The organism is Bacillus atrophaeus (genome assembly GCF_001584335.1).
GTDB classification, from domain to species: Bacteria; Bacillota; Bacilli; order Bacillales; family Bacillaceae; genus Bacillus; species Bacillus atrophaeus.
Window position 1 is genome coordinate 513,231 of the sequence record NZ_LSBB01000020.1, and the last position, 25,526, is coordinate 538,756.

Genomic DNA, 25,526 nt, shown 5'->3' on the forward strand with positions numbered 1-25,526 from the left:
TTGTTTAAAAAACTGCATATGAAAATTGCTGTTTTTGTTTCGATTATGTTAATTTTGACGGTTATTCTTTTGCAGCTTTCTTCTTTTCTCATTTTAAAACCAATGATTACTGAAGAAGGTAAAAACGCAACAGAAAATGTAACGAATTCGCTTGAGCAAAACATACAAATACAATTAAAGAACTATGAAATCTCATTATTAAGATTGGCGAACGGGGATCTCTCCCAATCTTTTATAAAAAAACCCGCTAAAGAAGTGACCGCGCTGTTTCACGATGAAATTAAGCAAATCCAGGAAAATGATAAGTATGTCGCACTTGCTTACATAGGGACCGGCAAAAAAGAAATGTTTGCATATCCAAAGTCTGAATTTGCCAAAGATTATGATCCGACGTCAAGACCTTGGTACAAGCTTGCAGCTGAAACTCCTGATAAGGTCGTCTGGACGGAGCCTTATGAAGATGTTGTTTCAGGAGAAATGATTGTGACAGCAGCAAAAGCCATTAAGACCAATAACAAGGTAACAGCCGTCGCGAGCTTAGATCTGAAACTGTCCTCCATTCAGAGCATGGTGAATAAACAAAAGGTACCTTATCAAGGCTTTGCCTTTTTAGCAGACGGAAGCGGCAGCCTTTTGGCACACCCTTCCAAGCAGGGTAAAAATATATCTGAGGATCAGTCGCTTAAGGGACTAGCTTCAGACACTGAAGGAATACAAGATGAAAACGGAAAAATGGTTGTTTACCAAACCATTGAAGAAACAGGGTGGAAAGTCGGCACTCAGTTTAACACAGATGAGTTAATGTGGATCTCTGAGAAAATGAACCGTTCAGGCATTCTGATTGCCGTCATCGCGCTTTTAATCACGATTGTACTCAGCTATTTCCTGGCCAAAACGATTACCGGTCCGATTCAGCAGCTGATTGCAAATACCAAAGCAGTTTCAGCCGGTGATTTGACAGTCAGCGCCCAATCGAAATCAAAGGATGAAGTCGGCACACTGACGAAACATTTTAATGCCATGGTTGAAAACATGAAGGATATGGTGGAACAGGTCAGGAATTCATCAGGAAAAGTGTCTCAGACAACTGATCAATTAAGCACAGTATCCGCAGAAACAAATGAAACGAGCGGGCAGATTGCCAAAGCGATTGAAGAAGTGGCGGCCGGAGCGACAGAACAAGCTTCAGAAGTCGAAACGATAAATGAAAAATCAGAGAACCTTTCAAACAAAATCAAACAAATTGCAACTCATGCGGGGGGCATCAAATCGCTGTCAAAATCATCTGAGGATGCCAGCTACAAAGGGCTGGATTCTCTCGGGCATCTGCTGATGAAATCAAATGAAGCCAATACGGAAACAAAGAAAGTAGAATCCATGCTGTCAGATCTTGAAAAGCAAACGAAAAACATTGAGGAAGTAGTTACGGCCATCTCAGCAGTATCTGATCAAACAAACCTGCTCGCGTTAAATGCCAGCATTGAAGCGGCCAGGGCCGGAGAAAGCGGACGAGGCTTTGCGGTTGTGGCTGACGAGGTTCGAAAGCTGGCTGAGCAATCAGCCCTCTCAACAAAGCATATCAGCGATACGGTGAAGCTGATTCAGAAGGAAACGGAAGAAGCGTCCCATGCGATGACAGAGGCGAGCAGGATGAATGATGAGCAAAACAGCGCCATTCATGAGACTGGTGAAGTATTAAACACCATTACCTCAGAAATGCAGTCTCTTGTGAAAGGGATTGATTATATTTATGAAGAAATCCAAAGAATGAGTGAAGAGCAGCTTGCGATCTCTGAAGCCATTCAAAGCATTTCCGCTATTTCACAGGAATCCGCTGCAGCTGCGGAGGAGGTTAACGCCTCTACTGATGAACAGCTGATCACGCTTGATAAGGTGAAACATTCAACAGATACCTTGAAAAATGCAAGTCAAGATCTCATGAATGCGATTGCCAAATTCACATTGTAATAGGACGATAGCCAGGTCATTTTGATGATCTGGCTTTTGTCTTTCTTTCAGTGTGACTGAAAACTCTTGAAGGCATGGATAGTGGGCATCGGAGCAGGATATGACAGTCATTGACCTGACATCCTAAACAGGCCTGACAATAGATTGGGAATTATCAACCCGCTGTAACCCTAAAGGTTTTTTTCAATGGCTGCTCTATTTCTATATAGATATGGTAAGCTAATGAATGTCAGATTCTTACGAAACAACACTACATATCTCATCATCGGGGAGGAAGTCACATTGAAAAAAACAATCGGATTTATCGGACTGGGAGTTATGGGAAATAGCATGGCGTCACATATTCTGTCAGAAGGCCATCCTGTTTTAGTGTATACCCGCACGAAACAAAAAGCGGACAAGATATTGGAAAAAGGAGCGGTCTGGAAGGATACGGTCGCAGATCTTTCTAAGGAAGCGGATGTTATTATTACAATGGTAGGCTATCCAAGCGATGTGGAGGACATTTATCTCGGCAGTAACGGAATTATTGCTAACGCTAGAGAAGGGGCATATGTCATTGATATGACAACTTCAAAACCGTCGCTCGCAAAACAGATTGCCGAAGAGGCTAAACAAAAATCCATATTTGCTTTAGATGCGCCAGTTTCCGGCGGGGATATCGGTGCTCAAAACGGGACGCTCGCCATTATGGTCGGGGGAGAGGAAGAAGCATTTGAAGCTTGCCTGCCGATCTTTGCATTAATGGGTGAAAATATTCAATATCAAGGCCCCGCGGGCAGCGGACAGCACACAAAAATGTGCAATCAAATCGCCATCGCGGCGGGTATGATCGGTGTATCAGAAGCAATGGCTTACGCTCAAAAATCAGGCCTGCAGCCGGAAAAGGTTCTCAAAAGTATCACAACAGGAGCCGCAGGAAGCTGGTCATTGTCAAATCTTGCTCCCCGTATGCTGAAGGGTGACTTTGAACCGGGATTCTATGTCAAACACTTTATTAAAGACATGGGAATCGCTCTTGAGGAAGCGGAATTGATGGGGGAAGAGATGCCTGGTCTGTCGCTTGCGAAATCATTATACGATCAGCTTGCGGGACAAGGAGAAGAAAACAGCGGAACTCAAAGCTTATATAAGCTGTGGGTAAAATAAGCAAAAAAAAGAGATTGCCTATAAAAACTGGCAATCTCTTTCACTATTATTTTCCGATGAACTGCTGTGTCCAGTAGTTTCCTGACTCAACATAGCCGACACCGATATGCGTAAAGCTCGGGTTCATAATATTTTCTCTGTGCCCTTGGCTGTTCATCCACGCTTTTACGACTTCTTCAGGTGTTTTTTGGCCTTGCGCGATGTTTTCACCTGCTGTTTTGTAGCTGATTCCGAATGATTTCATCATATCAAACGGTGATCCGTAAGTCGGGCTTTGGTGGTCAAAGTAGTTTTTATCTTTCATATCTTGAGATTTTGCATGTGCTGATTTGCTTAACTTTTCATCAATTTGAAGCGGTTTTAAGCCTTGTTTTTGTCTTTCAGCATTTGTAAGCTCAACGACTTTCTTTTCATACGCGCTTACAGATGAAGCGTCAGACGCAGTTGTATTTTTGCTTGTTTTTTCTGGCTGTTTTGAAGCGTCAGCTGCAGGTGCTTCCTTTTGAGTGTTTACATTGGCAGGCTCAACTTTCTTGGACGCCTTTGGTGCTGTTTTGCTTTCATCCTTTTTTTGTACATCTTTAATCGTCATATTTGAATTTGATTTTTTCGCATAATTTTGAAGCATATGCTGTAATTTCTCTGCATCCGCAGCATTTAGTTTCTTTATATCCGTTTTAATATGTAGTTTGGCAACCACATCTTGAAGTTTAAGAGTCTGCACCGTATTTCCTGTTTTAACAGTCACAATTGGCTGGCAGGAGAGTTCTTTGGCAGATGCTTGCTGAACGCCTCCGAATGTGAAAATTGATACCGCTGCCGCAGCAGATAAAATAAAAGCTTTCTTCATAAGTTCCGTACCTCCTAGAAATGTTTGTTTTTCTACACCAAAAATCATAACATGGACTTTCTGTCATAATGTATCCATCCTTTTCCTTTGACAAGTGCAGATTGTTATTTTTGTAATATAGGAGACTGAAATGCTATCTGACTGGGAGATAAGTCTGTTACACTTCTTCATTGGATAGTTATATAGCTTCCATTATTTTAAAACGCTACATAAATTTTAATAAATTCGAATCTTGACAAGTTTTTTTTACCTCTTTTCGCTGTAACAACTTTTACAAAGGTGTTACAATTAATATCAGTTTATGTAAATATATTGAATGTGTTGAGAGGGGAAAACCAGAAGTGACTGAAATAGGACGCGAATCGAAAACAAAGCCAAAGAACAAACGAAATAGAGCGTGGAGAATGAACCTTTATTTCCTTGTCGTTTTTGTTCTATTCGCTGCACTCATCTTTAAACTCGGCGTGGTTCAGATTGTAGAAGGAGAAAAGCATGTAGAAGACGCCCAAAAGGCAAATGCCAAGACGGCGTATTATCCTGCTCCAAGGGGCAAGATGTATGACAAGCAAAAAAGAGTCGCTGTCGATAACCAGGCCGTTCCTGAAATCGTATATGTCTCAACTTCAAAGACGACAACAGAAGATAAATTAAAAACAGCGAAAAATCTTTCTTCTTATATCAGTATTGATACCGAGTTTTTGAAGGACAGGGACCTGCGTGATTTTTGGCTTGCTTCCCATCCTAAAAAGGCGCCTAAGCTGCTGAAGAAATCTGAAGATGACCTGAATGTGGCAGAAGCTTATAAACGGCAGGTAAAACGAGTTCCGGAAGAAGAACTGAAAGCCCTTAAAAAAAATAAGAAAGAGCTGGAAATCGCAGCAATCTTCACACGTTTTTCAAGCGGGAATTCATATGAGCCACAGGTTGTAAAATCAATGGACCCAAATAAAATCAGCGGTAACGGCAGCGAAGGATCCTTGCTGGATGAAAGTAAAAACACGTCTCTAAAACCGAAAAGCGACTTAACGTATGAGGAAGTCTCTCTTGTTTCCGAACATTTAGAGGAACTGCCGGGAATAGACGTTGTCGATGATTGGACGCGGAAATATCCGTTTGACAAAACACTCTATTCTGTATTTGGCGGTGTCACAACACCTGAACAAGGACTTTTGAGCGACCGTAAAGACTATTATTTAACAAGAGGCTATTCGAGAAATGACAGAGTCGGCAAAAGCTATCTTGAATATCAGTATGAAGATTATTTAAACTCGCACAAAGCAAAAGTGGAGTATGTGGAAAACAGCAAAGGCGAAGTCACCAGCCAAAAAACCATTGATAAAGGAAGCAGGGGTTACGATCTTCAGCTTTCATTTGATATGGAATTACAGGCAAAGGTTGAAAAAATTATTGAAGAAGAGCTGAGAAACAGCAGAGCCCGTGGCAACTATATGGTGGACAGAGCTTTTGTTGTCATGATGGACCCGAATAACGGAGATATTCTAACAATGGCGGGCAAACGTATTGATCTGGAAACGAATAAATTACAGGATTATGCTATCGGAGCCTTTACGACCCAATATGAAATGGGATCGTCCGTCAAGGGAGCGACTGTGCTTTCCGGCTATCAAGCCGGGCTTCCGCATTACCAAACGTTTGTGGATAGGACTCTTTATTTTAAGGGCAAATTGAAAAAGAGCTCTTATACGAATATGGGAAGCATTACTGAGCTGACGGCTCTGCAAAGAAGCTCAAACGTATATATGTTTAATGTCGCCATGCACATCGCGGGTGTGACATATAAGCCGTACGGGGCTCTTCCTGCTGATCAGGAGGACTTGCGCAAAATGAGAAATTACTACAGCCAATTCGGATTAGGCGTTAAGACGGGAATTGATCTTCCGCAAGAATCAGCGGGAATGCAGACAACTCCTGATGCAGTCGGGGGCCTCATTTTAGACTTAGCGATCGGCCAATATGATACATACACACCGCTCCAGCTAGTCCAATATATGTCTTCAATCGCAAACGGAGGCTATCGCATTCAGCCGCGAATCGTGACAAGTGTGCATAAACCGGGAAGGGATGATAAACTCGGCACGATGATCGAGGAGCGGCAGCCGAAAATTTTAAATAAAATAAACAACTCGGCAAGCGATATAGAACAGGTCAAAGCAGGGCTGAAAAAAGTAACATCTACAGGCGGGACCGCTGCAGGTGTTTTTGGAACAAATGATGTATCTGGAAAAACGGGGACGGCACAGACGTTTTATTATGGAACCAATAAAAATTGGTGGGGACTTGACACATATAATCTGACGTTTGCCGGCTATTATCCGTCAACAAATCCGCAAGTGGCCTTCAGTGTCGTTGTTCCTTCCGTGAGGGACGATCATGATGAAATAACCAAAAAAATTGAAGGCCGCGCGATTGATGCCTATGTAAAATTGCAAAAAAGTTACTAAACGTCTAAGACAAGAAGGGCCGCTGGTTAATAGTTTGGCCCTCTTTCTTTTATTCAAAAATTGACGATCACAATAAGAATAGAAGGAGAATTCTCATTTTTTAGCGAATCAGTCTAGTGAAATTTCTTTTTGTGAAAAAAAGATGAATAGCTGATGGTGATTACAATGCAAAGGAGGGATTCTGTGGAACAGGATACGCAGCACGCACGACAATTTCAAATCAAAACGGATATTCACGCCGTCTTAACTTCTAATGGACGCATCATTTATATTTCCGCAAATTGCAAGCCGTATTTAAGTTATGCCCAAGAAGAGATGATTGGATCATTCATGAAGGAGTTTCTGCATGAGGAAGACCAGTTTTTAGTGGAAAGCTACTTTTATAATGAACATCATCTGATGCCTTGTACCTTTCGTCTTATAAAAAAAGACCATACCATTGTGTGGATAGAAGCCGGTGTAGAAATCGTCACCACCCAGGTTGAAGGAAACGGCAGGGAGATTATACTGAAAATGAAGGTGCTTGAGGAGGAATCCGGTCATCAATCCCTCAACTGCAATAAAAATAAAATCGAGCCTGAACATCAAACATCATCCTCTTATCTGAATAGTGAATTTGAACGGTTAGTTGAAACTCTTCCAAGCCCATTATGTATCAGCGTCAGCGGTAAAATCGTCTACGTTAACAATGCAATGCTTTCCATGCTCGGAGCGGAAACCAAGGATCACATTATCGGCAGATGGTCTTATGAATTTATTGAAGAGGAATACCATGACATCGTAAAAAATAGGATTTTGCGAATGCAAAAAGGGATGGAGGTGGGAATGATCGAACAGACGTGGAAAAGGCTTGACGGCACACCTGTTCATCTGGAAGTAAAAGCCGCTCCGGCCATTTACAAAAACCAGCGGGCTGAACTGCTGCTGCTGATTGATATATCCTCGCGAAAAAAATTCCAAACCATCTTGCAAAAAAGCAGAGAGCGGTATCAGCTGCTTATTCAAAACTCTATCGACACCATTGCAGTCATACACAATGGAAAATGGGTATTTATGAACGAATCAGGCATTTCTCTTTTTGAAGCGGCGACGTATGAGGATTTAATCGGAAAAAATATATACGACCACCTTCACCCGTGCGACCATGAAGATGTAAAAAAGCGAATTCAGAACATTGCGGAGCATAAAACTGATTCAGAAGTCATGAAGCAATCATGGTTCACTTTTCAAAATCGATTGATCTATACAGAAATGGTCTGCATTCCGACAACCTTTTTTGGCGAAACCGCCGTTCAAGTGATCCTGCGGGATATTTCTGAACGCAAGCAAACCGAGGAATTAATGCTTAAATCTGAAAAGCTCTCGATCGCAGGGCAGCTTGCTGCTGGTATTGCCCATGAAATACGCAATCCGCTCACGGCAATTAAAGGATTTTTACAGCTTATGAAGCCGACGATGGAGGGCAATGAACATTACTTCGACATTGTATTTTCTGAGCTGAGCCGAATTGAATTGATTCTCAGCGAACTGCTTATGCTTGCCAAGCCGCAGCAGCATGCCTTTAAAGAGCATCTAAACCTTAAAAAATTGATCAGCGAAGTGACAGCCCTGTTGGAAACCCAGGCGAACTTAAATGGAATATTCATTAAAACCGCCTTCCAAAGAGACAGTATTTTTATTAACGGTGATCAGAACCAGCTCAAACAAGTGTTCATCAATTTAATTAAAAACGCTGTGGAATCAATGCCTGACGGGGGAACAGTTGAGATTGACACGACAGAGGATGAGCATTCCGTTCACGTTACTATTAAAGACGAGGGAGAGGGCATCCCTGAAAAGGTACTGAAGCGTATAGGAGAACCATTTTTAACAACAAAAGAAAAGGGAACGGGACTCGGACTTATGGTTACATTTAATATTATTGAAAATCATCAAGGAACCATCCAGGTAGACAGCAAGCCGGAGAAAGGCACGGCATTTAAGATTTCATTTCCAAAAAAATAAAACAACGGCTTAAAGCCGTTGTTTATACAGTCTGCATTGATTCTCTTTTCTTTAATACAAACAATTCCAAACGGTCTAAGCCTTCTCTTAACGTATCTAACGAGTATGCAAAAGACAGCCTCACGTATCCTTCGCCAAACTCTGAGAATGAGCTGCCCGGCACAAGAGCGACGCCAGAATCCTCCAAAAGAGCCATACTAAAATCAAATGACGACATTCCAAAGGATTTAATCGAAGGAAAAATATAAAATGCTCCTGATGGCTTCACGACATCCAGCCCCATTGAGACAAGGCGGTCATATACATAGTCGAGCCGCTTTTTATATTGCTCTCTCATAATAAGGGCGTCATCAACTCCGTTGGTGACTGCCTCCACCGCCGCTTTTTGAGAAATGGAGGAAGCGCACGACACGTTATACTGATGCACTTTTAAAATGTGCTTAGCGATTTCCTTCGGGGCGAATAAAAAGCCGATTCTCCAGCCAGTCATGCTGTGTGATTTTGATAAACCGTTAATGACAATCGTCTGATCTCTTAAAAATGTCGCAATTGAGTGATGCGGCCTGTCATATATCAATTCGCTGTAGATCTCATCAGACAGGACAAAGATATTTCTTCCTTTTAAAAGAGAAGCGATGTTTTTCAGCTCTTCTTCAGACAGCGTAACGCCGGTCGGATTTGACGGATAAGGAAGAACGACACATTTTGTATTAGGCGTCAGCGCTTCTTCAATCAGCCGCGCCGTCAGCTTAAAACCGTGAGAGGTTGTATCCGCGAATACAGGTGTGGCGCCGCACATTCTGATGATAGGCTCATAACCAGGGTAAATAGGACCCGGCAAAATGACTTCATCACCCGGGGACAAAATCGTCCGGAAAGAAGCGTCAATCGCCTGGCTTGCTCCCGTGGTTATGATGATTTCACTTTCAGCTTCATAATTGAAATCGTATTTTTTCTTCATATAAAGCTGCACAGCTTGTCTCAATTCAAGGTAGCCGGCATTTGGTGTATATGAAGTGACATTATCATCGATCGCCTGTTTGGCGGCAGCTTTTACATGATGCGGCGTAAAAAAATCAGGCTGGCCGATTGTGAGCGAGATGACATTATCGTATTGAGCTACAAGATTTGAGAATTTGCGAATTCCTGAAATTTCAATCTCTTTAACTTTCGGGTTCAGCAAATGTTCCATAATTCATCACCTTAAAATATATAATGAGTTTTTATCCTATTTTACCATTAGCTGATCATTTGTCATCTTTTTAGCTGATATATAGTTGATTGTATGCCGGAGTTTTTAAAACATACCTCTTATCAGAGAAAAAAATAAGACAACCAGCAAATATGATTGTCTTTATTGTATCATGATCTATTATTGTTTATATGTGTAAATTTGATCAATAACCATATTCTGAATGAAGGTCTTCGTGCCAAATCAAATACGCGGGATGTTCTTCATGCTGTTCAGCGGCTTTTTTCTTCATTTCGAGATAAGCCTTTTCGCTGACTTCCTCTAAAACAGTCATTTCATTTTGTTTAAATATTACTAAAGTACCCATTATTTACACCCTTCTTTCAAAAAATCCTTGACTATTGTACCATGGACAGATTGAAAGTCAATGGATAGCAGGCAAAAAGTATCTTTTTTCTGAAAAAATCCGGCTCAAATGAACAGGAATCGCAATTTGAAGCAGTGCGCCATTCACTTTTTATTATTTTGTCCGATATATACAGTACAATACTGAAAGCGAATTGTGAGGGATTGAATTGTCTTTACATCAACATGACATTTTATTAGATTCTGGAACTAATGAATTGGAGATTGTGAAATTTGGCGTCGGAGAGAATACGTTCGGCATTAACGTTATGAAAGTCAGAGAAATTATCCAGCCCGTCGGGGTCACCTCTGTGCCGCACTCCCACCAGCATGTAGAAGGAATGATCAAATTAAGAGGGGAGATTCTTCCGGTCATCAGCCTGTTTTCGTTTTTTGGCGTTGAGGGCAGCGGGTCTAAAGATGAGAAATACATCGTGACAGAGTTTAACAAACGGAAAATCGTCTTTCATGTCGGCTCTGTTTCGCAAATCCACAGGGTATCTTGGGAGTCAATAGAAAAGCCGACTTCCTTAAATCAGGGAATGGAACGGCATTTAACCGGAATTATTAAATTGGAAGAAACGATGATCTTTCTGCCTGATTACGAAAAAATCATTTATGATATTGAATCGGATTCAGGTGTTGAAACGTACAATGTGCACCAAGAAGGCTTTGATGAAAGAAGAACAGGCAAAAAACTCATTATTGTAGAGGATTCACCGCTTCTTTTACGCCTTTTGACTGATGAATTAAAGGAAGCCGGCTATAACGACATTACGTCATTTGAAAATGGGAAAGAAGCGTACGAACATATCATGGGCCTAACGGAAGAAGGGGGCGACCTCTCCGAACAGGTTGATATGATCATCAGTGATATTGAGATGCCGAAGATGGACGGACACAGGCTGACAAAGCTGCTTAAGGATAATCCGCGAAGTTCTGATGTTCCGGTGATGATCTTCTCGTCCTTAATAACAGACGATTTGCGGCATCGCGGTGAAGTTGTAGGTGCCGACGAGCAAATAAGCAAGCCGGAAATCAGCGATTTAATTAAAAAGGTCGATACGTATGTGATTGATTAGTATCCGTAAAAAAACAGCCGACGCGTAAAAACGCATCGGCTGTTTTTTCAGCTTAAAAGTAACTTTCTCCAAGCTTTTTGAAAACAGGTTTATGGTAAGTTGGCTGCTGCCGATTTGTGACAAACGGTTTTTCTTTCATGCCGACATAATCTTGCAAAAGGTTTTTCGCTTTTGTTAAAGACATTTGCGCTTTAGGATTCCGGTACGATTGATTTAGCGTACCTAAATGCGGAAGGTGTTCGAAGTCTTCTTTTGTTGGAGGCATGTGAAAATAGTAGTCTCCGATTGAGATGAGCACGTCCGATTGCTGTTGGCTAAACCTTGGGTTTTTTGAAAAATGAAGCCCTACTTTCTTTCCTTTACCTTCTTTCACCAGCTTTTGTAAAGCCCGTTTTTTCAAAGTATAAAGGTATTTAGGGTTGGGGGCGGTTTTTGCATGGCGGTTCACAGTGTAGACAGCTTTTGAAAGATTTTCGATGGTTGGCCGCAGATCTTTCGTATATGCATGGTCGTCCATTATTACTCTCCTTTACAATTCATCAAAGTTCTTATGATTAGATTATACTTTTTTAAAGTTGAAATGCAAATATTGAATATAAAAATGCGCTTTTTGACTGGAAAACAGCGCATTTTTACTCTTTAATATACCGATTTTACTCTTTTTTTTCGCTGAGTTCCCAATTTTTCCTGAACATCGATCTCAGCAGCCTGAGCACTGAATTTTGGCAGTGCAATGAAATAGAAAATAAAAACAAGAAGAATAACCGCTCCCATCCCATAATAAAGGTAATCTATATTTGGAACGATCTTTGGAAATAAAAGAGCGACTAAGCCAAGTGTCATGGACTGGGCAAACATCATAAACGGGTCTTGCCACCCGCTTACACGGCCCATTAATTTCGGATGAACAATCTTTGGCATCCAGCCTCCAATCGCAATATTGACAGGGCCGATGCACATTCCCAGTACAAAAGCGGTAGCATAATAAACCCATAGCACATTTGTATATCCAAGCAGAAAAATAAGAAATCCTGCTATCAAAATGGGAACCGACATTAAAAAATGCGGCTTGATTTTTTTGGAGACCAAGGTGCCGATCACACTGCCGGCTAAGAGCCCAAATCCGATGGCGACCGTAAACACGGAAGTATGCCATTCGTAACGGTCAGGGGCTAGTCCATATTTCATAGTGAACATAGGGAGCACGGCAAACGCCCCGTTAACAAAGCCGAATACAAAAAAGCCAAATATCAGGGAGGCGAGCAATTTGTTTTTTAAAATGTAAACAATGCCTTCCTTAAAATCGTTTAAAGAATCTTTAACGGAAGCCTTTCTCCAATTAAACGCTCCATTAGGCTGTCTGGCTTCTAAAGGTATTTGGCAGGCACGAATGAGAAAACCCGATACGATAAAGCTTACAAGATCAAGCAAGATGGCGCCGTGGATGCCGATGGTATTGTACATAAACGCTCCGATTCCGACACCGAAAACCATAAATATACTGAAGAGCATCTGATTAAGCCCCGCTGCTTTTGCATATTGCTCCTTCGGTAAAATAGCTTGTACAAGACTTGCCTCGGCGGGATAAAAAAACTTTGTGACAGCGCTTCTGACAAATAAAATGAAAAACACAAGCGGAATATTGCCGGTAAACAAAGTGAAGAAAAGAACGACAGTCAGTCCGGCTCTGATCCAATCACAATTCTCGGCGACTTTTTTCCTGTCAAACCGGTCAGCTACAACTCCGACAACCAGAAACACAAACACCGTCGGAAGAGAATACATAAGCTCAGCCAAAGTGGCATACGCAGGCTGGCTGCTGAACCGGTCCAGCAGGAAGAAAGCAAACGCCATGTTGCCTACTGTCGTTCCCATTTGAGAAGCAAGTGCTGCGAAAAAAAGTCGAACAAAATTACGATTTTTAAATATATCCATAAAAACGCTCCTTACCCTAAAGGTCCCACTTTATCATATTATAAACCGCTTGTTTTTCAAACTAATAAGTGAATATTACCGATTAATGGTTACTCTTGTTCCGTTTGGAACGATAGAAGCGAGTTCAACAACGTCTTTGTTATACATACGGATACAGCCTTTAGATACAGCCTTGCCAATTGATGAGGGATTATTCGTTCCGTGAATGCCGTAGTGCAGTTTTGAAAGGCTCATCCAATAGGCTCCGAAAGGACCTCCCGGATTAGGCTGCCGATTTACGATGTAATATTCTCCCGTCGGGGTTGTTGTCAGTATTTTTCCTACAGCTATCGGATAAGTCTTGATCAGCCGATTGTTTTGAAACAGCCGGAGTGTCTTGCCGCTGATAGAAACAACGATATGATACGGAATGGAATCCGGATTTGGGATCCCGGGTATAACAATAATCTGTCCTGCGAGGAGGATTCCTGTTTGCAGAGAAGGATTTGCACGCACTAAAGCCGCTTGGTCTATTCTGAAATCCGCTGCGATACTGGCTAATGTTTCACCCTGTTTGACTCGATAAGTGAGCAGTTGAGTCATCTCCCTTTTTTCAAAGCAAAAAGAACCATTCCTTTAGCTTTAATGGTTCTTTTTGTTTCTTCATTATTTTATATAAATATTGATGAGGATCGCGTTTATGCATGAGGACAAAGACATAATGAAAATCTAATCAGTTCCTCTTAATACGAAAATTGTAATTTCCGGCTTGGCAAGAAACCGTAAAGGGAGCCTTGTCGTGCCAAGCCCGCGGTTGACATACACTTGCATGCCGTCAACTTTATACATTCCGTCAGTGTAGATTTTTCCATAGGGCGGCGTAATGAGCGGTCCGTAAAACGGGAGCTGTATTTGACCGCCGTGTGTGTGGCCTGAAAGCTGAAGATTAACAGGGTATGCTTTCGTTTTCAATGCGGCATCAGGCTCATGGACGAGCAAGATGGCAAAAACATCATCTCTCAGGTTTGAAAGCGTTCCTTTATAATCAGGTTTTCCGAGCATCAGGTCATCAAGAGCTGCGATGTCCAATTGACTTCCGTCCAAAAGCTTTATTGTCTTCAGCCCATTGCGAAACACCTCAAAACCGGCAGCCTTCATAAGATTTTCGTAAGCTGCAGATCCATAGCCTCCATGGTCGTGATTGCCAAAAACACAAAGCTTGCCAAATGGCGCGCTCAACTTTTTTAACGTCTGAAGCGCTGGATAATGGTCTTGGTAAATATGAGGTTTATCAATTAAGTCACCGGTAAAGACGATTAAATCCGGATGAAGATCATTGATATGAAGTACGGTCTTTTCCAGATCCTTCAAAGAAAACTCTTCGCTTAAATGCGTATCGCTGAATTGTACTATTTTAAATTGATCTAAACCGCCGGCAAGAAGAGGACTTTTAATGGTCTGCTTGACCGTAACCATCATTTGAGGTTCAAGGTATCTGGCATAGCCGTAGCCGCCTCCCGCAGTCAGCAGGCCGGCTGCAAAAGTGCCGAGCGCACCTTTTAAAAACTGTCTTCTTGATAATTTACGCATGGGAATCCAACCTTTTGTAGAGTTTCTCCATTATATCATCAGGGCTTATGAAAAATCTCTTCTCAGCATCTGATGACGGAATGCGTGACATTATGTTAAAATTAAATTGAATGGCTATTCATTCATTCATTATTTAGGGGGAGAACGTTATGGAAAAAAAGGTGGTCATTGTCACTGGCGGATCAAGCGGAATGGGAAAAGCGATTGCGAAGAAGCAGGCTGATCTTGGCTGGAGCGTCATGCTGACGGGAAGAACGCTCGATGCACTTGAAGAAACGAAAAAAGAGATTGAAAACTCTGGAGGCAAAGCCGCTTTTTTTCAAATGGATGTCCGTTCTGAATCGGCGGCTAAGGAAATGATTACAGGAACGGTCGAAACCTTCGGACGGCTCGACGCGCTGATTAACAATGCGGCGGGAAACTTTATCTGTCCGGCTGAGAAGCTCACGCCAAATGGCTGGAGGGCAGTAATTGATATTGTCTTAAACGGTACATTTTTTTGCAGCCAGGCTGCAGCCCATTACTGGATTGAACAGCAGCAAAAAGGAACGATACTAAACATGGCTGCGACTTACGCTTGGGGAGCGGGGGCCGGAGTCGTCCATTCGGCCGCAGCCAAAGCGGGAGTGCTTTCTCTGACAAGAACGCTTGCCGTCGAGTGGGGCGGCAAATACGGCATCCGCACAAATGCCATCGCTCCCGGCCCGATTGAACGCACCGGCGGGGCAGAGAAGCTGTGGGAATCAGAGGAGGCGATGAACCGGACGCTGAACAGTGTGCCGCTCAGACGTCTCGGCACTCCTGAGGAAATTGCTGGGCTTGCCTCATTTTTGCTGTCTGATGAAGCATCTTACGTGAATGGGGAATGTGTGACGATGGATGGAGGCCAATGGCTGAATCCTTATCCGTTTTAATTACACGTTTCATATATTTTATTTATGAACTTTAGAAAATAACCTTCTTCTTGATCAATTTTAATCTATTGGATAAGTTTTTTCCTTGATGCAATTGTTGTTACTATTAGATTAGCCTATAAAGAAATTTTTGATGTACCGGATTATAGTGAAGATATTGGGGAAATAACAGCACAAGCATTTAGAGGTGTTATTGAGAAGAAAATGATATCTGAATAAAAGCTGCAAACAAGCGAACATAAGCTGGTAGTTCGCTTGTTTTATTTTCTATTCAAATTTATGATATAATTTTTAAAATTAAGGGGTGGATACTTGAAAAAATGCTGGGCCCGAAGGCGATACGCTGGCTGTTTGATATGTATCTCTGCCAACAAGGCTGGTAGAAACACTTTAATTTGATACTCTATTAAATAAGATCTTGTATTAAGCAATCTATAAAGATATAGAACTCAAAATCATTCCTCCTCCTCAGACACTCCCGCACTACCTAAACTCTTATCAATATAAATTTAAAAAATTTGTGGTGTCGATATAATTGTGTGTATAATCAGACAAAGATAGAGAAGCAGGTGATAACATGTTGGATCCACTTGATATTTTAACGAACATTGATGATGTCATTCCATATTACCAGGCGATTTTCAGTGCCGAGGAGCAGAAAATCATAGGATATGAAGTATTGGGACGTATTTTGGCAGATTCAGAAATTCAAAGTCTCGGGCCCTTCTTTTTAGACGCAGGGATCCCCGAAGAATATAAATTAGAGATTGATAACAGGATCATCCGCCAGGCCCTTGACCGTTTTTTAGACGCAGATTCGGATTTGCTGATTTTTATGAATCAAGATGCGAATCTCTTGATGCTTGATCACGGCGAAAGCTTTCTGGAGCTTCTGAAAGAATATGAAGCGAAAGGGATCGAACTTCATCGTTTTGTGCTCGAAATTACGGAGCATAATTTTGAAGGAGATATTGAGCAGCTTTACCATATGCTTGCTTACTATCGTACATATGGAATTAAAATTGCAGTTGATAATATCGGAAAAGAAAGCAGCAACTTGGATAGAATTGCACTTCTCTCACCAGATTTGCTAAAAATCGACTTACAGGCACTGAAAATATCACAGCCGTCGCCGTCATATGAACATGTGCTGTACAGCATTTCTCTTCTGGCGAGAAAAATCGGCGCCGTTTTGCTTTATGAAGACATTGAGGCGAACTTTCAGCTCCAATACGCCTGGAGAAACGGGGGCCGTTATTTTCAAGGTTTTTACTTGCAGTCCCCCTCTGAACGTTTTTTGGAAAGGGACTTGCTGAAGGACCGGCTGAAGGCTGAGTTTCATCAGTTTATCACTCATGAAAAAAAGAAGCTGGAAACCGTTTATGAGCATTCTGAACAGTTTTATAAGCGTGTCCATCAAGTCGTTTCAACATTGAAGAAGTCCAGTCAAGACGATGACGATTTTATTAAAAAGCTGGCGGAAGAACTGACCGATTGCAGCTTTAGAATTTATATGTGTGACGAGGAAGGCTACCAATTGACAGGGAATGTCTTTAAACAATCCGGAGAATGGATCTATCAGCCGGAATATGTGGAGAAAAACTGGAGCTGGCGTCCTTATTTCCTGGAAAATATCATGAGAATGAGAAATTCGCGAAAAGGATTTTTCAGTGATCTGTACAGTGATATTGAAACAGGCGAGATGATCAGAACGTTTTCTTATCCAATGGATGACAATATGTATCTGTTTATTGACCTTCCTTATTCTTACTTATATGAGCAGGACGGATTAATTTAAAGCGGTTGAAGAGCCGCTTTTTTATGTTTGGCGTTTCGGCCGATTCTGAAGAGTTTTAAAAAAATTTCAAAAAACAATTGACATCGAGACTGATAATCATTATCATTTAGTTATAGAGAGAAGCTACTCTCTGTTCCCCAACCCCTCTATCAGATCAAGATCCGAAAAACTTGGCGCTACCCCCGCCAAGTTTTTTATTTGTCCAGGTATAAGACAAACCGTGCATTAAATAAACCTTACTAGTGGTGAGTGATGAACGCTGGGGAGGAAATCAAATGATAAAAAGAAGCAATAAACTATTAATTGATCTGCCTGCACCTGAGCATCCCGACGCCAATGCGGCGGCCGCTGTCCAAGAACTTCTGGGCGGCAAATTCGGCGAGATGTCCACTTTAAATAATTACATGTTCCAATCGTTTAACTTTCGCAGCAAGAAAAAATTAAAACCGTTTTATGATCTCGTATCAAGCATTACCGCCGAGGAATTCGGACATGTGGAACTGGTGTCCAACACCATTACTTTAATGCTGACAGGGACAACTTTTAAAGGTGATCCTGACGTAACTCCGATGAGAGACGCAAAAAACAAACGGAATGCACAGCATTTTATTGAAACGGCCCAAACTTCCTATCCTTTTGATTCAATGGGAAAAGCTTGGACCGGCGAAAATGTGTTCAACAGCGGAAACCTTGTGCTAGACCTGCTTCACAACTTTTTCCTTGAGTGCGGGGCCAGGACCCATAAAATGAGAGTCTATGAAATGACGGATCATCCCGTTGCGAGAGAAATGATCGGATATTTACTGGTCAGAGGCGGAGTGCATATTGTCGCATATGCAAAAGCCCTCGAAGTTGCCACAGGGGTTGATCTCGGGAAAATGCTGCCGATCCCGAATCTGGATAATAAGCATTTTGATACAGCCAGAAAGTTTGAAGAACAAGGCATTCATACAAAACTGTATACATTCAGCGATACGGATTATAAAGATATCAATAAAATTTGGAAGGGAGAGCATCCGATTGACGGGGAGCCTCTTCAAGTGATTGAAGGAACCCCTCAAGGCGCTCCGGTTCCGGAACACAGAGAGGTGCCTGAGGAATTTGCCCCGGGCATCTCAAAAGAGGATTTTGATGAGATTGCAAAAAGGCTGATGAACTCCGCCGGAATATCAAAAAAATCATAATTGTGTGCATGACATTCAAAAAAAAGTCTCAAACTATGTCGGAAAACAGTTTTTTCCGCTTTTTTCTTTTCTTAAATTCCGCAGGGAAAATGCCATCCTGTCTAACTTTATGGTATGATGCTCAATAGAACTTGTATTATAATAAATACTTGTTGATTTGAAGTTGTTTTTTGAAAGGAGTCTTTTTTTAGAATGTCACAATTAATGGGTATCATCACTAGGCTGCAAAGCCTGCAAGAAACGGCGGAAGCGGCCAGCGAGCCAATGCAGCGTTATTTTGAAGTAAATGGCGAAAAAATATGCAGTGTAAAATATTTCGAAAAAAATCAAACGTTCGAACTTACGGTTTTTCAAAAAGGTGAAAAGCCAAACACATTCCCGTTTGATAACATCGACATGATTTCAATTGAAATCTTTGAACTTCTTCAGTAATTAAAGGATACCTTGTCTCTGCAGCAGCGGGTAATAGAATAAAGCGTAAAGGAACATACTTGTTTCATGGATGTAAGATAATTGAAAAGGAGTGTCGCGATGGCTGATTCTTTTCTTTTTTATAATCTTTCTGAAGCACAGATGACCTTTCACGATGTGTTTCAACGGATGAAAACCTTTATTAAAAGAGATCCCCGTTCTGCTTATGTTTTATCAATCGGGACGGATTCTCAGGTTTACCGTGATCACACAAAGTTTATTACAGCGTTACATTTGCATCGTACAGGCAAGGGAGCATGGGGCTGTTTGAAAAATCATGCAGTGAACAGGCCCATACATAGCCTTCGGGAAAAGATCTCGTTAGAAACAGCGTACAGCCAAGAGGCAGCAGCCCATATCCTTGATGAATACTTTATGGATATTACGGATCTGCTCCTTCCGTTTACAGGCGAGGGAGCAGATCTTACCTTTGAGGTTCATTTGGATATCGGAAAAAAAGGGCTGACGAAAGAGCTGATTCAGGAAATGACGGGCCGTATCACTTCAATGGGAATTGAAGCAAAAATCAAACCTGATTCATATACAGCTTTTAGCTATGCAAATCGTTACACAAAATAATAGTCTCTCAAAAACCAAAGGAAATGTCGAAATATGCGGTTGACGATTTTTTTCTGTTTACTTATCCTAGCGGTAGAGGCTGAAAGTAAGATCATTCTTACCTTCAGAGGTATTCAGTAAAAAAACAGGGGGCCTGGTTACGAATGAGTCTTATCGGTGAAAGATTTACGGAAGAAGAACAGAAACTTCTGCTGAATGTCCTTATCAATCACGAATATGCAATCGAGCTTTTGAGCAGTGAAATCAATGATATAGAAACAGGCACAAAAAACGTTGATGGAACAACCTATAAAAAACTCGTGACTCTTTATGACCGATTTCGATTTGAAAATTAATGACAGATCTATAATTTGATACTCTGCTGATGAGTATCTTTTTTGTTGAGGGAAACTTTTCGACAAATACTGATAAAGTTTATATTATAGTAGTATAGGGAAAAATGTGTTGATGAAAACGTAAAGGGGACGAAGTGACATGATTAGCTTACAATCAGATCAGCTTCTTGAAACAACAGTCGAACAATTTATGATTGAAGCGGACAAAGTGGCGCACGTTCAAGTCGGCAATAATCTGGAGCACGCCCTTCTTGTGCTGACAAAGACGGGCTATACAGCGATTCCCGTTCTTGATGCCTCATACCGGCTGCATGGATTGATCGGAACGAATATGATCATGAACAGCATTTTCGGTCTGGAGAGAATTGAATTTGAAAAGCTTGATCAGATTACCGTCGAGGAAGTAATGCTTAAAGATATTCCGCGGCTTCATATAAACGATCCAATCATAAAAGGGTTCAGCATGGTGATCAACAACGGGTTTGTTTGTGTCGAAAATGACGATCAGGTATTTGAAGGCATTTTCACGAGAAGAGTGGTTTTAAAGGAATTGCATAAACATATAAAGTCACTGAATAAGTAGGCTGCTATCGGCCTATTTTTTATATATCCGACCGGTAATTTGAAAACGTATACATATAACTATGTAAAAAAACTTGATTATGAATTGCCGATGTCATTACAATAAGAGATAAGAAAATCTTATTGTTTTTTATAAAAAGGAGGCCGACATGCAGCTTCAAGAGCTTCATATGCTCGTAGTTTTAGCTGAGGAATTAAACATGAGGAAGGCTGCTGAACGGCTTTTCGTGTCACAGCCCGCACTTTCGCAGCGTCTACAAACCATTGAAAAAACGTGGGGAACTAAAATATTTCTGCGCTCCCAAAAAGGGCTGACCGTGACCCCAGCCGGTGAAAAGATTATTCAATTCGCAAACGATGTGACCGACCAGCAAGAGAAAATACGGGAAGATATTGATGAGCTTGAAGGAGAAATACACGGCACATTGAAACTAGCCGTCGCTTCGATTATTGGCCAGCACTGGCTTCCGAAGGTGCTGAAAACGTATGTCGAGCAGTACCCGAATGCAAAGGTTTCGCTCATTACCGGATGGAGCAGTGAAATGCTGAAGAGCCTTTACGAAGATCAGGTGCATATCGGCATTATCCGGGGAAACCCTGAGTGGAAGGGGCGCAAGGATTATTTAATGACAGATCATTTATACTTGGTCGATACAGAAATTTCCTGCATTGATGACATTGCGCATACCGAACGGCCCTTTATTCAATTCAAAAGCGACAGCACTTATTTTCAGGAAATACAGCATTGGTGGTATCAAAAATTCAAAACATCGCCGAAGCAGACCATTTTGGTTGATCAGATTGAAACGTGCAAGCAGATGGCTCTCCATGGTATCGGTTACGCGATTCTTCCCTCTGTCACTCTTCAGGATGAAGACAAAGTCAATAAAATGCCTCTCTTAGACTTAAAAGGAAACCCAATCGGCAGGGACACTTGGCTTTTGGGGTATGAACCCGCATTTGAATTGAAACAAGTTCAGGCCTTTGTCGCAGTGATAAAGGATATGCTGAAACAGGATCGTCCATTTTAAGACAGCCCAGGAGCTGTCTTTTTTTATTTTATCATTGACAATGAAAATCATTATCATTTAAAGTAATGATATGAATTAGTGAAAATCATTATCAATTACCGAGGTGGTACAAATGCCGAAAGCATTGATTACATATGCAAGCATGTCCGGAAACACAGAGGACATTGCCGGAATTATTAAAGAAACGCTTCAAGAGCATGATGTGGAAATAGATTTTATAGAGATTGACGACACGGAAGCGGAGTCTCTGTCGTCATATGATTATGTTTTGATCGGTACATATACGTGGGGAGACGGAGATCTTCCGTACGAAGCAGAAGATTTTTATGAAGAGGTCTCAAGGCTTCAGCTTAATGGCTTAAAAACAGCCTGCTTCGGTTCAGGAGATTATTCCTATCCGAAATTTTGTGAAGCCGTCAATCTGTTCAGCAGCATGCTGGAAAAGACGGGAGCGGCGGTTTATCAAGAAACGCTGAAAATAGAGCTCGCTCCGGAAACAGATGAGGATACAGAATGCTGCAGAGAATTCACACGCGGTTTTCTTGCATGGGCTGCTCACCATAACAAGGGGAAAAGCCATGTTTCATAAAGGCGCCACCGCCGTTACAGCATCAAAGTCTTCTGGATATTTTGTGGCCGTTAAAAGGGAAGGGATTTTTCATTATTCTCTGGAGACAGGGTGGAAAAAGCTTTTTCATTTGAAGAGTAAAATACATTCCATTACTTACATCGGCCCTTATTTATTCGGAGTCGGTGAAAAAGGGACGGTCATTCGTTCATCAGATCAAGGGAGAAGCTGGACGATGTCCAGTTTTCCGACAAACGCGACAGTATGGGCCATAACCGGCCAAAAAGATGGATTTGTTTGCGCTCACGGCAAGCATTGCATTTATTTATCAGATGATTACGGAGTTTCCTGGCAGGTTGCCAAACCATTCAGTTCATTTTTACATCCGCCTGTTATCCGGTCGTTATGCCTGCATGGGGATACCCTTTTTATCGGCACGCAAATACATAACATGCACGGAGGGATCTGGGCGTACGATTTTAAGCGCGAAGGCATCAGGATGATCAAGAAAGAAGAGTGCCGCATGACAGCATCTATGCTTGTATTTAACGGAAAGTGGCTTGTTTCCGCAATGGGTTCTGTCAAAGGAAAGAGAGGGGTTGTCACCGTTTTGAATGTGCAGACGCACGAAGAATATATGATTCACTCCGGCATTATCGGGAGTGAAGAGTCTTTTCTCGATGTGTCTGAAGACGACGGAATTATTTATGTGACGACAACTCAAGACGAGGATGGCTACTCAAGAATTTATCAGGTTGACCTGGCAGCGTATGAATTAAAATGGTTCGACACCATCAAGGGCCACGGATTGAGAGTGGCAAATCAAAAAGAAAACTTCTTTTGTGCTGGTTTATACGAATGCAAATTCGTCAGGCCATACGAGGAACCGGCAATCACACACTAAGAGCTTACACATCTTATAGAGGAGGAGTTTATATGGGGAATATTTTGCTTGTTTACGCAACGATGTCAGGCAATACGGAAGCAATGGCGGATTTAATTGAAAAAGGACTGAAGGACGCGGAAGCGGAGGTAGACCGCTATGAAGCGATGGATATAGATGCGGAGCTTCTGAATGACTATGATCATATTATTATGGGCGCTTATACATGGGGAGACGGTGACCTTCCCGATGAATTTTTAGATATAGCCGATGATATGGAAGAGCTTAATTTTGCCGGCAAAAAGTTTGCTGTTTTCGGTTCAGGCGATACCTCTTATGAGTTTTTCTGCGGGGCAGTTGATACACTTGAAGAAAAAATAAAAGAACGGGGCGGAGAAGTTATTCTCCCTTCAATTAAAATCGAGATGAATCCTGAAGGGGAAGAGGAAGAGCAATTGCTCGAATTTGGCAGACAATTTGCCATTCAAAGCGGATTGGCTGTAGGATAATGGCATGAAGGAAACGAGCCGCCCGGCTGTTTCCTTTTTTTCTTGTCTTTGTATCTTTCCTTTGTTACAGTAATGAGGTAGAAAATCAGAAGGAGGACTATACATATGAAAATGATGGATGCAAATGAAATTATTTCATTTATTCAAAATAGTACAAAATCTACACCTGTAAAGGTATACGTCAAAGGTGATCTTGAAGGAATTGATTTTGGCGCGTCAGCAAAAGCATTCCTTAACGGAAATACTGGTGTGGTATTTGGCGAATGGAATGAAATCAAATCCGCTATCGAAGAAAACAAAGGTAAAATCGAGGACTACGTTCTTGAAAATGACCGCCGCAATTCAGCGATCCCTATGCTTGATTTAAAAGATGTGAAAGCGCGAATTGAGCCAGGCGCTATCATTCGTGACCAAGTGGAGATCGGCGATAATGCCGTTATCATGATGGGAGCTTCTATTAACATCGGTTCTGTCATTGGAGAAGGCACAATGATTGATATGAATGTTGTGCTTGGCGGGCGTGCGACTGTCGGCAAAAACTGCCACATCGGAGCGGGTTCTGTATTGGCCGGTGTTATTGAGCCGCCATCTGCCAAGCCGGTTGTCATTGAAGATGACGTAGTCATTGGTGCAAACGCTGTTGTGCTTGAAGGTGTTACAGTCGGTAAAGGCGCTGTCGTTGCAGCCGGTGCGATCGTCGTAAACGATGTCGAACCATATACAGTTGTTGCGGGTACACCTGCAAAGAAAATCAAAGACATTGATGAAAAAACAAAAGGCAAAACCGAAATCAAACAGGAATTACGCCAACTGTAAGAAACCGTTTGATAGTAAGAGGCGTGGATGTCAGATCCACGCCTTATTCGTATAGGCAGGAGGTATATAAAAATGAAGATCGATCAGCTCATTGCAATCCGCAGAGACTTGCATCGGATACCTGAGCTTGGGTTTCAGGAGTATAAAACACAGCAATACTTGTTAAATGTATTGAACGAATATCCGAAAGACAGAATTGAAATCGAAAAATGGAGAACCGGGCTTTTTGTGAAAATTAACGGGACTGCACCGGAAAAAATGCTCGCATACAGAGCGGATATCGATGCGCTTTCTATCGAGGAACAGACCGGGCTTCCATTTGCTTCCGAACATCACGGCAAAATGCATGCTTGCGGACACGATTTACATATGACGATTGCGCTCGGCATTATTGATCATTTTGTTCATCAGCCGGTTAAACATGATCTGCTCTTTTTATTCCAGCCGGCTGAGGAAGGCCCTGGAGGCGCGGAACCAATGCTTGAGAGCGATGTGCTTAAAAAATGGAAGCCGGATTTTATCACGGCGCTTCACATTGCGCCGGAACTTCCGGTCGGAACCATTGCCACAAAAAGCGGGTTGCTTTTTGCCAATACGTCTGAGCTTGTCATTGACCTTGAAGGCAAGGGAGGACATGCCGCTTATCCGCATTTAGCAGAGGATATGGTGGTAGCGGCCAGCTCACTTGTCACTCAGCTTCAGACCATTGTGGCAAGAAATACAGATCCGCTTGACAGCGCCGTTGTTACAATCGGCACCATTACAGGAGGATCGGCTCAAAATATCATCGCGCAAACAGCTCACTTAGAAGGAACGATCCGTACACTCTCTGAAGAAGCGATGAAGCAGGTGAAGGAACGAATTGAGGACCTGGTGAAAGGCATAGAAATCGGATTCCGCTGCACTGGTAAAGTCACATATCCCTCTGTTTATCATCAAGTGTACAACACAAGCGGACTGACAGAAGAGTTTATGTCATTTGTGGCCGAACATCAGCTGGCAAACGTAATTGAAGCTAAGGAGGCCATGACCGGAGAGGATTTTGGCTACATGCTGAAAAAATATCCGGGTTTCATGTTTTGGCTTGGTGCTGATTCGTCCCATGGCCTTCATCACGCTAAGCTTAACCCTGACGAAAACGCAATAGAAACGGCAGTGAATGTCATGACCGGCTATTTTTCAGCTTATGCCAATTAAGTCCGATTTGAAGAATAATATGTCATAAAATGAGCACTCTAAT

General features: G+C 42.0%; 25 protein-coding genes and 1 pseudogene. 19 read left to right on the forward strand and 7 right to left on the reverse strand.

Features of this window, described 5'->3' with window-relative positions:
* Window positions 1–1,968 (forward strand): methyl-accepting chemotaxis protein, encoded by a 1,968-nt coding sequence (locus tag AXI57_RS16285; protein ID WP_061670688.1) that lies wholly within the window; start codon window positions 1–3, stop codon window positions 1,966–1,968.
* A 282-nt stretch (window positions 1,969–2,250) separates the two neighbouring features.
* Entirely contained in the window at window positions 2,251–3,117 is an 867-nt protein-coding gene (locus tag AXI57_RS16290) for an NAD(P)-dependent oxidoreductase (protein WP_061670689.1), read from the forward strand.
* Between the two features lie 46 nt (window positions 3,118–3,163).
* Here AXI57_RS16290 and AXI57_RS16295 read toward each other — a convergent pair whose 3' ends face one another.
* Window positions 3,164–3,967, reverse strand: a complete 804-nt coding sequence (locus tag AXI57_RS16295) for a CAP domain-containing protein (RefSeq protein WP_061670690.1) — start codon at window positions 3,965–3,967, stop codon at window positions 3,164–3,166.
* A gap of 341 nt (window positions 3,968–4,308) precedes the next feature.
* On the opposite strand from AXI57_RS16295, the gene AXI57_RS16300 reads away from it, so the two are divergent.
* Complete coding sequence (locus tag AXI57_RS16300; protein ID WP_061670691.1) at window positions 4,309–6,429, forward strand: peptidoglycan D,D-transpeptidase FtsI family protein; 2,121 nt, start codon at window positions 4,309–4,311, stop codon at window positions 6,427–6,429.
* Between the two features lie 183 nt (window positions 6,430–6,612).
* On the forward strand, window positions 6,613–8,433 hold the full coding sequence (locus AXI57_RS16305) for a PAS domain-containing protein (RefSeq protein ID WP_003327278.1): 1,821 nt from the start codon (window positions 6,613–6,615) through the stop codon (window positions 8,431–8,433).
* A gap of 22 nt (window positions 8,434–8,455) precedes the next feature.
* Here the strand turns inward: AXI57_RS16305 and AXI57_RS16310 are convergent, their stop codons facing one another.
* Complete coding sequence (locus AXI57_RS16310) at window positions 8,456–9,625, reverse strand: aminotransferase A (RefSeq protein ID WP_061670692.1); 1,170 nt, start codon at window positions 9,623–9,625, stop codon at window positions 8,456–8,458.
* 205 nt (window positions 9,626–9,830) lie between these two features.
* Window positions 9,831–9,992: a hypothetical protein gene (locus AXI57_RS21795; protein WP_003327276.1), complete on the reverse strand. Its 162-nt coding sequence runs from the start codon at window positions 9,990–9,992 to the stop codon at window positions 9,831–9,833.
* A 208-nt stretch (window positions 9,993–10,200) separates the two neighbouring features.
* On the opposite strand from AXI57_RS21795, the gene cheV reads away from it, so the two are divergent.
* On the forward strand, window positions 10,201–11,112 hold the full coding sequence (cheV, locus tag AXI57_RS16315; RefSeq protein WP_003327275.1) for a chemotaxis protein CheV: 912 nt from the start codon (window positions 10,201–10,203) through the stop codon (window positions 11,110–11,112).
* 52 nt (window positions 11,113–11,164) lie between these two features.
* On the opposite strand, the gene AXI57_RS16320 is transcribed toward cheV, so the two are convergent.
* From AXI57_RS16320 to AXI57_RS16335, 4 genes are all read right to left on the reverse strand, one after another.
* Window positions 11,165–11,629 carry a YkyB family protein gene (locus AXI57_RS16320; protein ID WP_003327274.1) on the reverse strand — a complete coding sequence of 155 codons (465 nt, stop codon included), beginning with the start codon at window positions 11,627–11,629 and terminating at the stop codon, window positions 11,165–11,167.
* 122 nt (window positions 11,630–11,751) lie between these two features.
* Window positions 11,752–13,047, reverse strand: a complete 1,296-nt coding sequence (locus AXI57_RS16325; protein ID WP_010788458.1) for an MFS transporter — start codon at window positions 13,045–13,047, stop codon at window positions 11,752–11,754.
* A gap of 75 nt (window positions 13,048–13,122) precedes the next feature.
* The gene (locus AXI57_RS16330) at window positions 13,123–13,620 is read right to left on the reverse strand and encodes a L,D-transpeptidase family protein (RefSeq protein ID WP_087941879.1); all 498 of its coding nucleotides are present in this window, start codon (window positions 13,618–13,620) and stop codon (window positions 13,123–13,125) included.
* A 135-nt stretch (window positions 13,621–13,755) separates the two neighbouring features.
* Complete coding sequence (locus tag AXI57_RS16335) at window positions 13,756–14,616, reverse strand: metallophosphoesterase (protein WP_061670693.1); 861 nt, start codon at window positions 14,614–14,616, stop codon at window positions 13,756–13,758.
* Window positions 14,617–14,765: 149 nt separating this feature from the next.
* Here AXI57_RS16335 and fadH point away from each other — a divergent pair, with 149 nt between their 5' ends.
* The 14 genes and pseudogenes from fadH (at window position 14,766) to AXI57_RS16400 (ending at window position 25,483) form a co-directional block, all read left to right on the forward strand.
* The gene (gene fadH / locus AXI57_RS16340; protein WP_061670694.1) at window positions 14,766–15,530 is read left to right on the forward strand and encodes a 2,4-dienoyl-CoA reductase; all 765 of its coding nucleotides are present in this window, start codon (window positions 14,766–14,768) and stop codon (window positions 15,528–15,530) included.
* Between the two features lie 84 nt (window positions 15,531–15,614).
* Window positions 15,615–15,749, forward strand: a pseudogene (locus AXI57_RS22535) (hypothetical protein); the annotation flags it as partial.
* A 358-nt stretch (window positions 15,750–16,107) separates the two neighbouring features.
* Window positions 16,108–17,328 carry an EAL domain-containing protein gene (locus AXI57_RS16345; RefSeq protein ID WP_061670695.1) on the forward strand — a complete coding sequence of 407 codons (1,221 nt, stop codon included), beginning with the start codon at window positions 16,108–16,110 and terminating at the stop codon, window positions 17,326–17,328.
* A gap of 275 nt (window positions 17,329–17,603) precedes the next feature.
* On the forward strand, window positions 17,604–18,512 hold the full coding sequence (locus AXI57_RS16350) for a manganese catalase family protein (protein WP_061670696.1): 909 nt from the start codon (window positions 17,604–17,606) through the stop codon (window positions 18,510–18,512).
* Window positions 18,513–18,704: 192 nt separating this feature from the next.
* Window positions 18,705–18,944: a YkuJ family protein gene (locus AXI57_RS16355; RefSeq protein WP_003327266.1), complete on the forward strand. Its 240-nt coding sequence runs from the start codon at window positions 18,705–18,707 to the stop codon at window positions 18,942–18,944.
* Window positions 18,945–19,043: 99 nt separating this feature from the next.
* Window positions 19,044–19,562, forward strand: coding sequence for a ribonuclease H-like YkuK family protein (locus AXI57_RS16360; RefSeq protein ID WP_061670697.1), 519 nt, complete (start codon window positions 19,044–19,046; stop codon window positions 19,560–19,562).
* 143 nt (window positions 19,563–19,705) lie between these two features.
* Window positions 19,706–19,897: an AbrB antirepressor AbbA gene (abbA, locus tag AXI57_RS16365; protein ID WP_003327264.1), complete on the forward strand. Its 192-nt coding sequence runs from the start codon at window positions 19,706–19,708 to the stop codon at window positions 19,895–19,897.
* A gap of 139 nt (window positions 19,898–20,036) precedes the next feature.
* Window positions 20,037–20,480, forward strand: coding sequence for a cyclic-di-AMP-binding protein CbpB (cbpB, locus tag AXI57_RS16370; RefSeq protein WP_003327263.1), 444 nt, complete (start codon window positions 20,037–20,039; stop codon window positions 20,478–20,480).
* A 148-nt stretch (window positions 20,481–20,628) separates the two neighbouring features.
* Window positions 20,629–21,510 (forward strand): transcriptional regulator CcpC, encoded by an 882-nt coding sequence (gene ccpC, locus AXI57_RS16375; RefSeq protein WP_061571429.1) that lies wholly within the window; start codon window positions 20,629–20,631, stop codon window positions 21,508–21,510.
* A 112-nt stretch (window positions 21,511–21,622) separates the two neighbouring features.
* Complete coding sequence (locus AXI57_RS16380; protein ID WP_003327261.1) at window positions 21,623–22,099, forward strand: flavodoxin; 477 nt, start codon at window positions 21,623–21,625, stop codon at window positions 22,097–22,099.
* The gene (locus AXI57_RS16385; RefSeq protein WP_003327260.1) at window positions 22,089–22,982 is read left to right on the forward strand and encodes a WD40/YVTN/BNR-like repeat-containing protein; all 894 of its coding nucleotides are present in this window, start codon (window positions 22,089–22,091) and stop codon (window positions 22,980–22,982) included. The genes AXI57_RS16380 and AXI57_RS16385 overlap by 11 nt, the downstream gene beginning before the upstream one ends.
* A gap of 32 nt (window positions 22,983–23,014) precedes the next feature.
* Window positions 23,015–23,470, forward strand: a complete 456-nt coding sequence (locus tag AXI57_RS16390) for a flavodoxin (RefSeq protein WP_013390496.1) — start codon at window positions 23,015–23,017, stop codon at window positions 23,468–23,470.
* A 105-nt stretch (window positions 23,471–23,575) separates the two neighbouring features.
* Window positions 23,576–24,286 carry a 2,3,4,5-tetrahydropyridine-2,6-dicarboxylate N-acetyltransferase gene (gene dapD, locus AXI57_RS16395; RefSeq protein WP_003327258.1) on the forward strand — a complete coding sequence of 237 codons (711 nt, stop codon included), beginning with the start codon at window positions 23,576–23,578 and terminating at the stop codon, window positions 24,284–24,286.
* 72 nt (window positions 24,287–24,358) lie between these two features.
* On the forward strand, window positions 24,359–25,483 hold the full coding sequence (locus AXI57_RS16400; RefSeq protein WP_061670698.1) for an N-acetyldiaminopimelate deacetylase: 1,125 nt from the start codon (window positions 24,359–24,361) through the stop codon (window positions 25,481–25,483).
* Window positions 25,484–25,526 lie beyond the last annotated feature (43 nt).

What these genes read in the sequence shown, in the direction of transcription:
- AXI57_RS16295 (WP_061670690.1), bottom strand. Translation starts at nt 3,967, where the DNA reads ATGAAGAAAGCTTTTATTTTATCTGCTGCGGCAGCGGTATCAATTTTC.
- AXI57_RS16310 (WP_061670692.1), bottom strand. Translation starts at nt 9,625, where the DNA reads ATGGAACATTTGCTGAACCCGAAAGTTAAAGAGATTGAAATTTCAGGA.
- AXI57_RS21795 (WP_003327276.1), bottom strand. Translation starts at nt 9,992, where the DNA reads ATGGGTACTTTAGTAATATTTAAACAAAATGAAATGACTGTTTTAGAG.
- AXI57_RS16320 (WP_003327274.1), bottom strand. Translation starts at nt 11,629, where the DNA reads ATGGACGACCATGCATATACGAAAGATCTGCGGCCAACCATCGAAAAT.
- AXI57_RS16325 (WP_010788458.1), bottom strand. Translation starts at nt 13,047, where the DNA reads ATGGATATATTTAAAAATCGTAATTTTGTTCGACTTTTTTTCGCAGCA.
- AXI57_RS16335 (WP_061670693.1), bottom strand. Translation starts at nt 14,616, where the DNA reads ATGCGTAAATTATCAAGAAGACAGTTTTTAAAAGGTGCGCTCGGCACT.
- fadH (WP_061670694.1), top strand. Translation starts at nt 14,766, where the DNA reads ATGGAAAAAAAGGTGGTCATTGTCACTGGCGGATCAAGCGGAATGGGA.
- AXI57_RS16345 (WP_061670695.1), top strand. Translation starts at nt 16,108, where the DNA reads ATGTTGGATCCACTTGATATTTTAACGAACATTGATGATGTCATTCCA.
- AXI57_RS16350 (WP_061670696.1), top strand. Translation starts at nt 17,604, where the DNA reads ATGATAAAAAGAAGCAATAAACTATTAATTGATCTGCCTGCACCTGAG.
- AXI57_RS16355 (WP_003327266.1), top strand. Translation starts at nt 18,705, where the DNA reads ATGTCACAATTAATGGGTATCATCACTAGGCTGCAAAGCCTGCAAGAA.
- AXI57_RS16360 (WP_061670697.1), top strand. Translation starts at nt 19,044, where the DNA reads ATGGCTGATTCTTTTCTTTTTTATAATCTTTCTGAAGCACAGATGACC.
- abbA (WP_003327264.1), top strand. Translation starts at nt 19,706, where the DNA reads ATGAGTCTTATCGGTGAAAGATTTACGGAAGAAGAACAGAAACTTCTG.
- cbpB (WP_003327263.1), top strand. Translation starts at nt 20,037, where the DNA reads ATGATTAGCTTACAATCAGATCAGCTTCTTGAAACAACAGTCGAACAA.
- ccpC (WP_061571429.1), top strand. Translation starts at nt 20,629, where the DNA reads ATGCAGCTTCAAGAGCTTCATATGCTCGTAGTTTTAGCTGAGGAATTA.
- AXI57_RS16380 (WP_003327261.1), top strand. Translation starts at nt 21,623, where the DNA reads ATGCCGAAAGCATTGATTACATATGCAAGCATGTCCGGAAACACAGAG.
- AXI57_RS16385 (WP_003327260.1), top strand. Translation starts at nt 22,089, where the DNA reads ATGTTTCATAAAGGCGCCACCGCCGTTACAGCATCAAAGTCTTCTGGA.
- AXI57_RS16390 (WP_013390496.1), top strand. Translation starts at nt 23,015, where the DNA reads ATGGGGAATATTTTGCTTGTTTACGCAACGATGTCAGGCAATACGGAA.
- dapD (WP_003327258.1), top strand. Translation starts at nt 23,576, where the DNA reads ATGAAAATGATGGATGCAAATGAAATTATTTCATTTATTCAAAATAGT.
- AXI57_RS16400 (WP_061670698.1), top strand. Translation starts at nt 24,359, where the DNA reads ATGAAGATCGATCAGCTCATTGCAATCCGCAGAGACTTGCATCGGATA.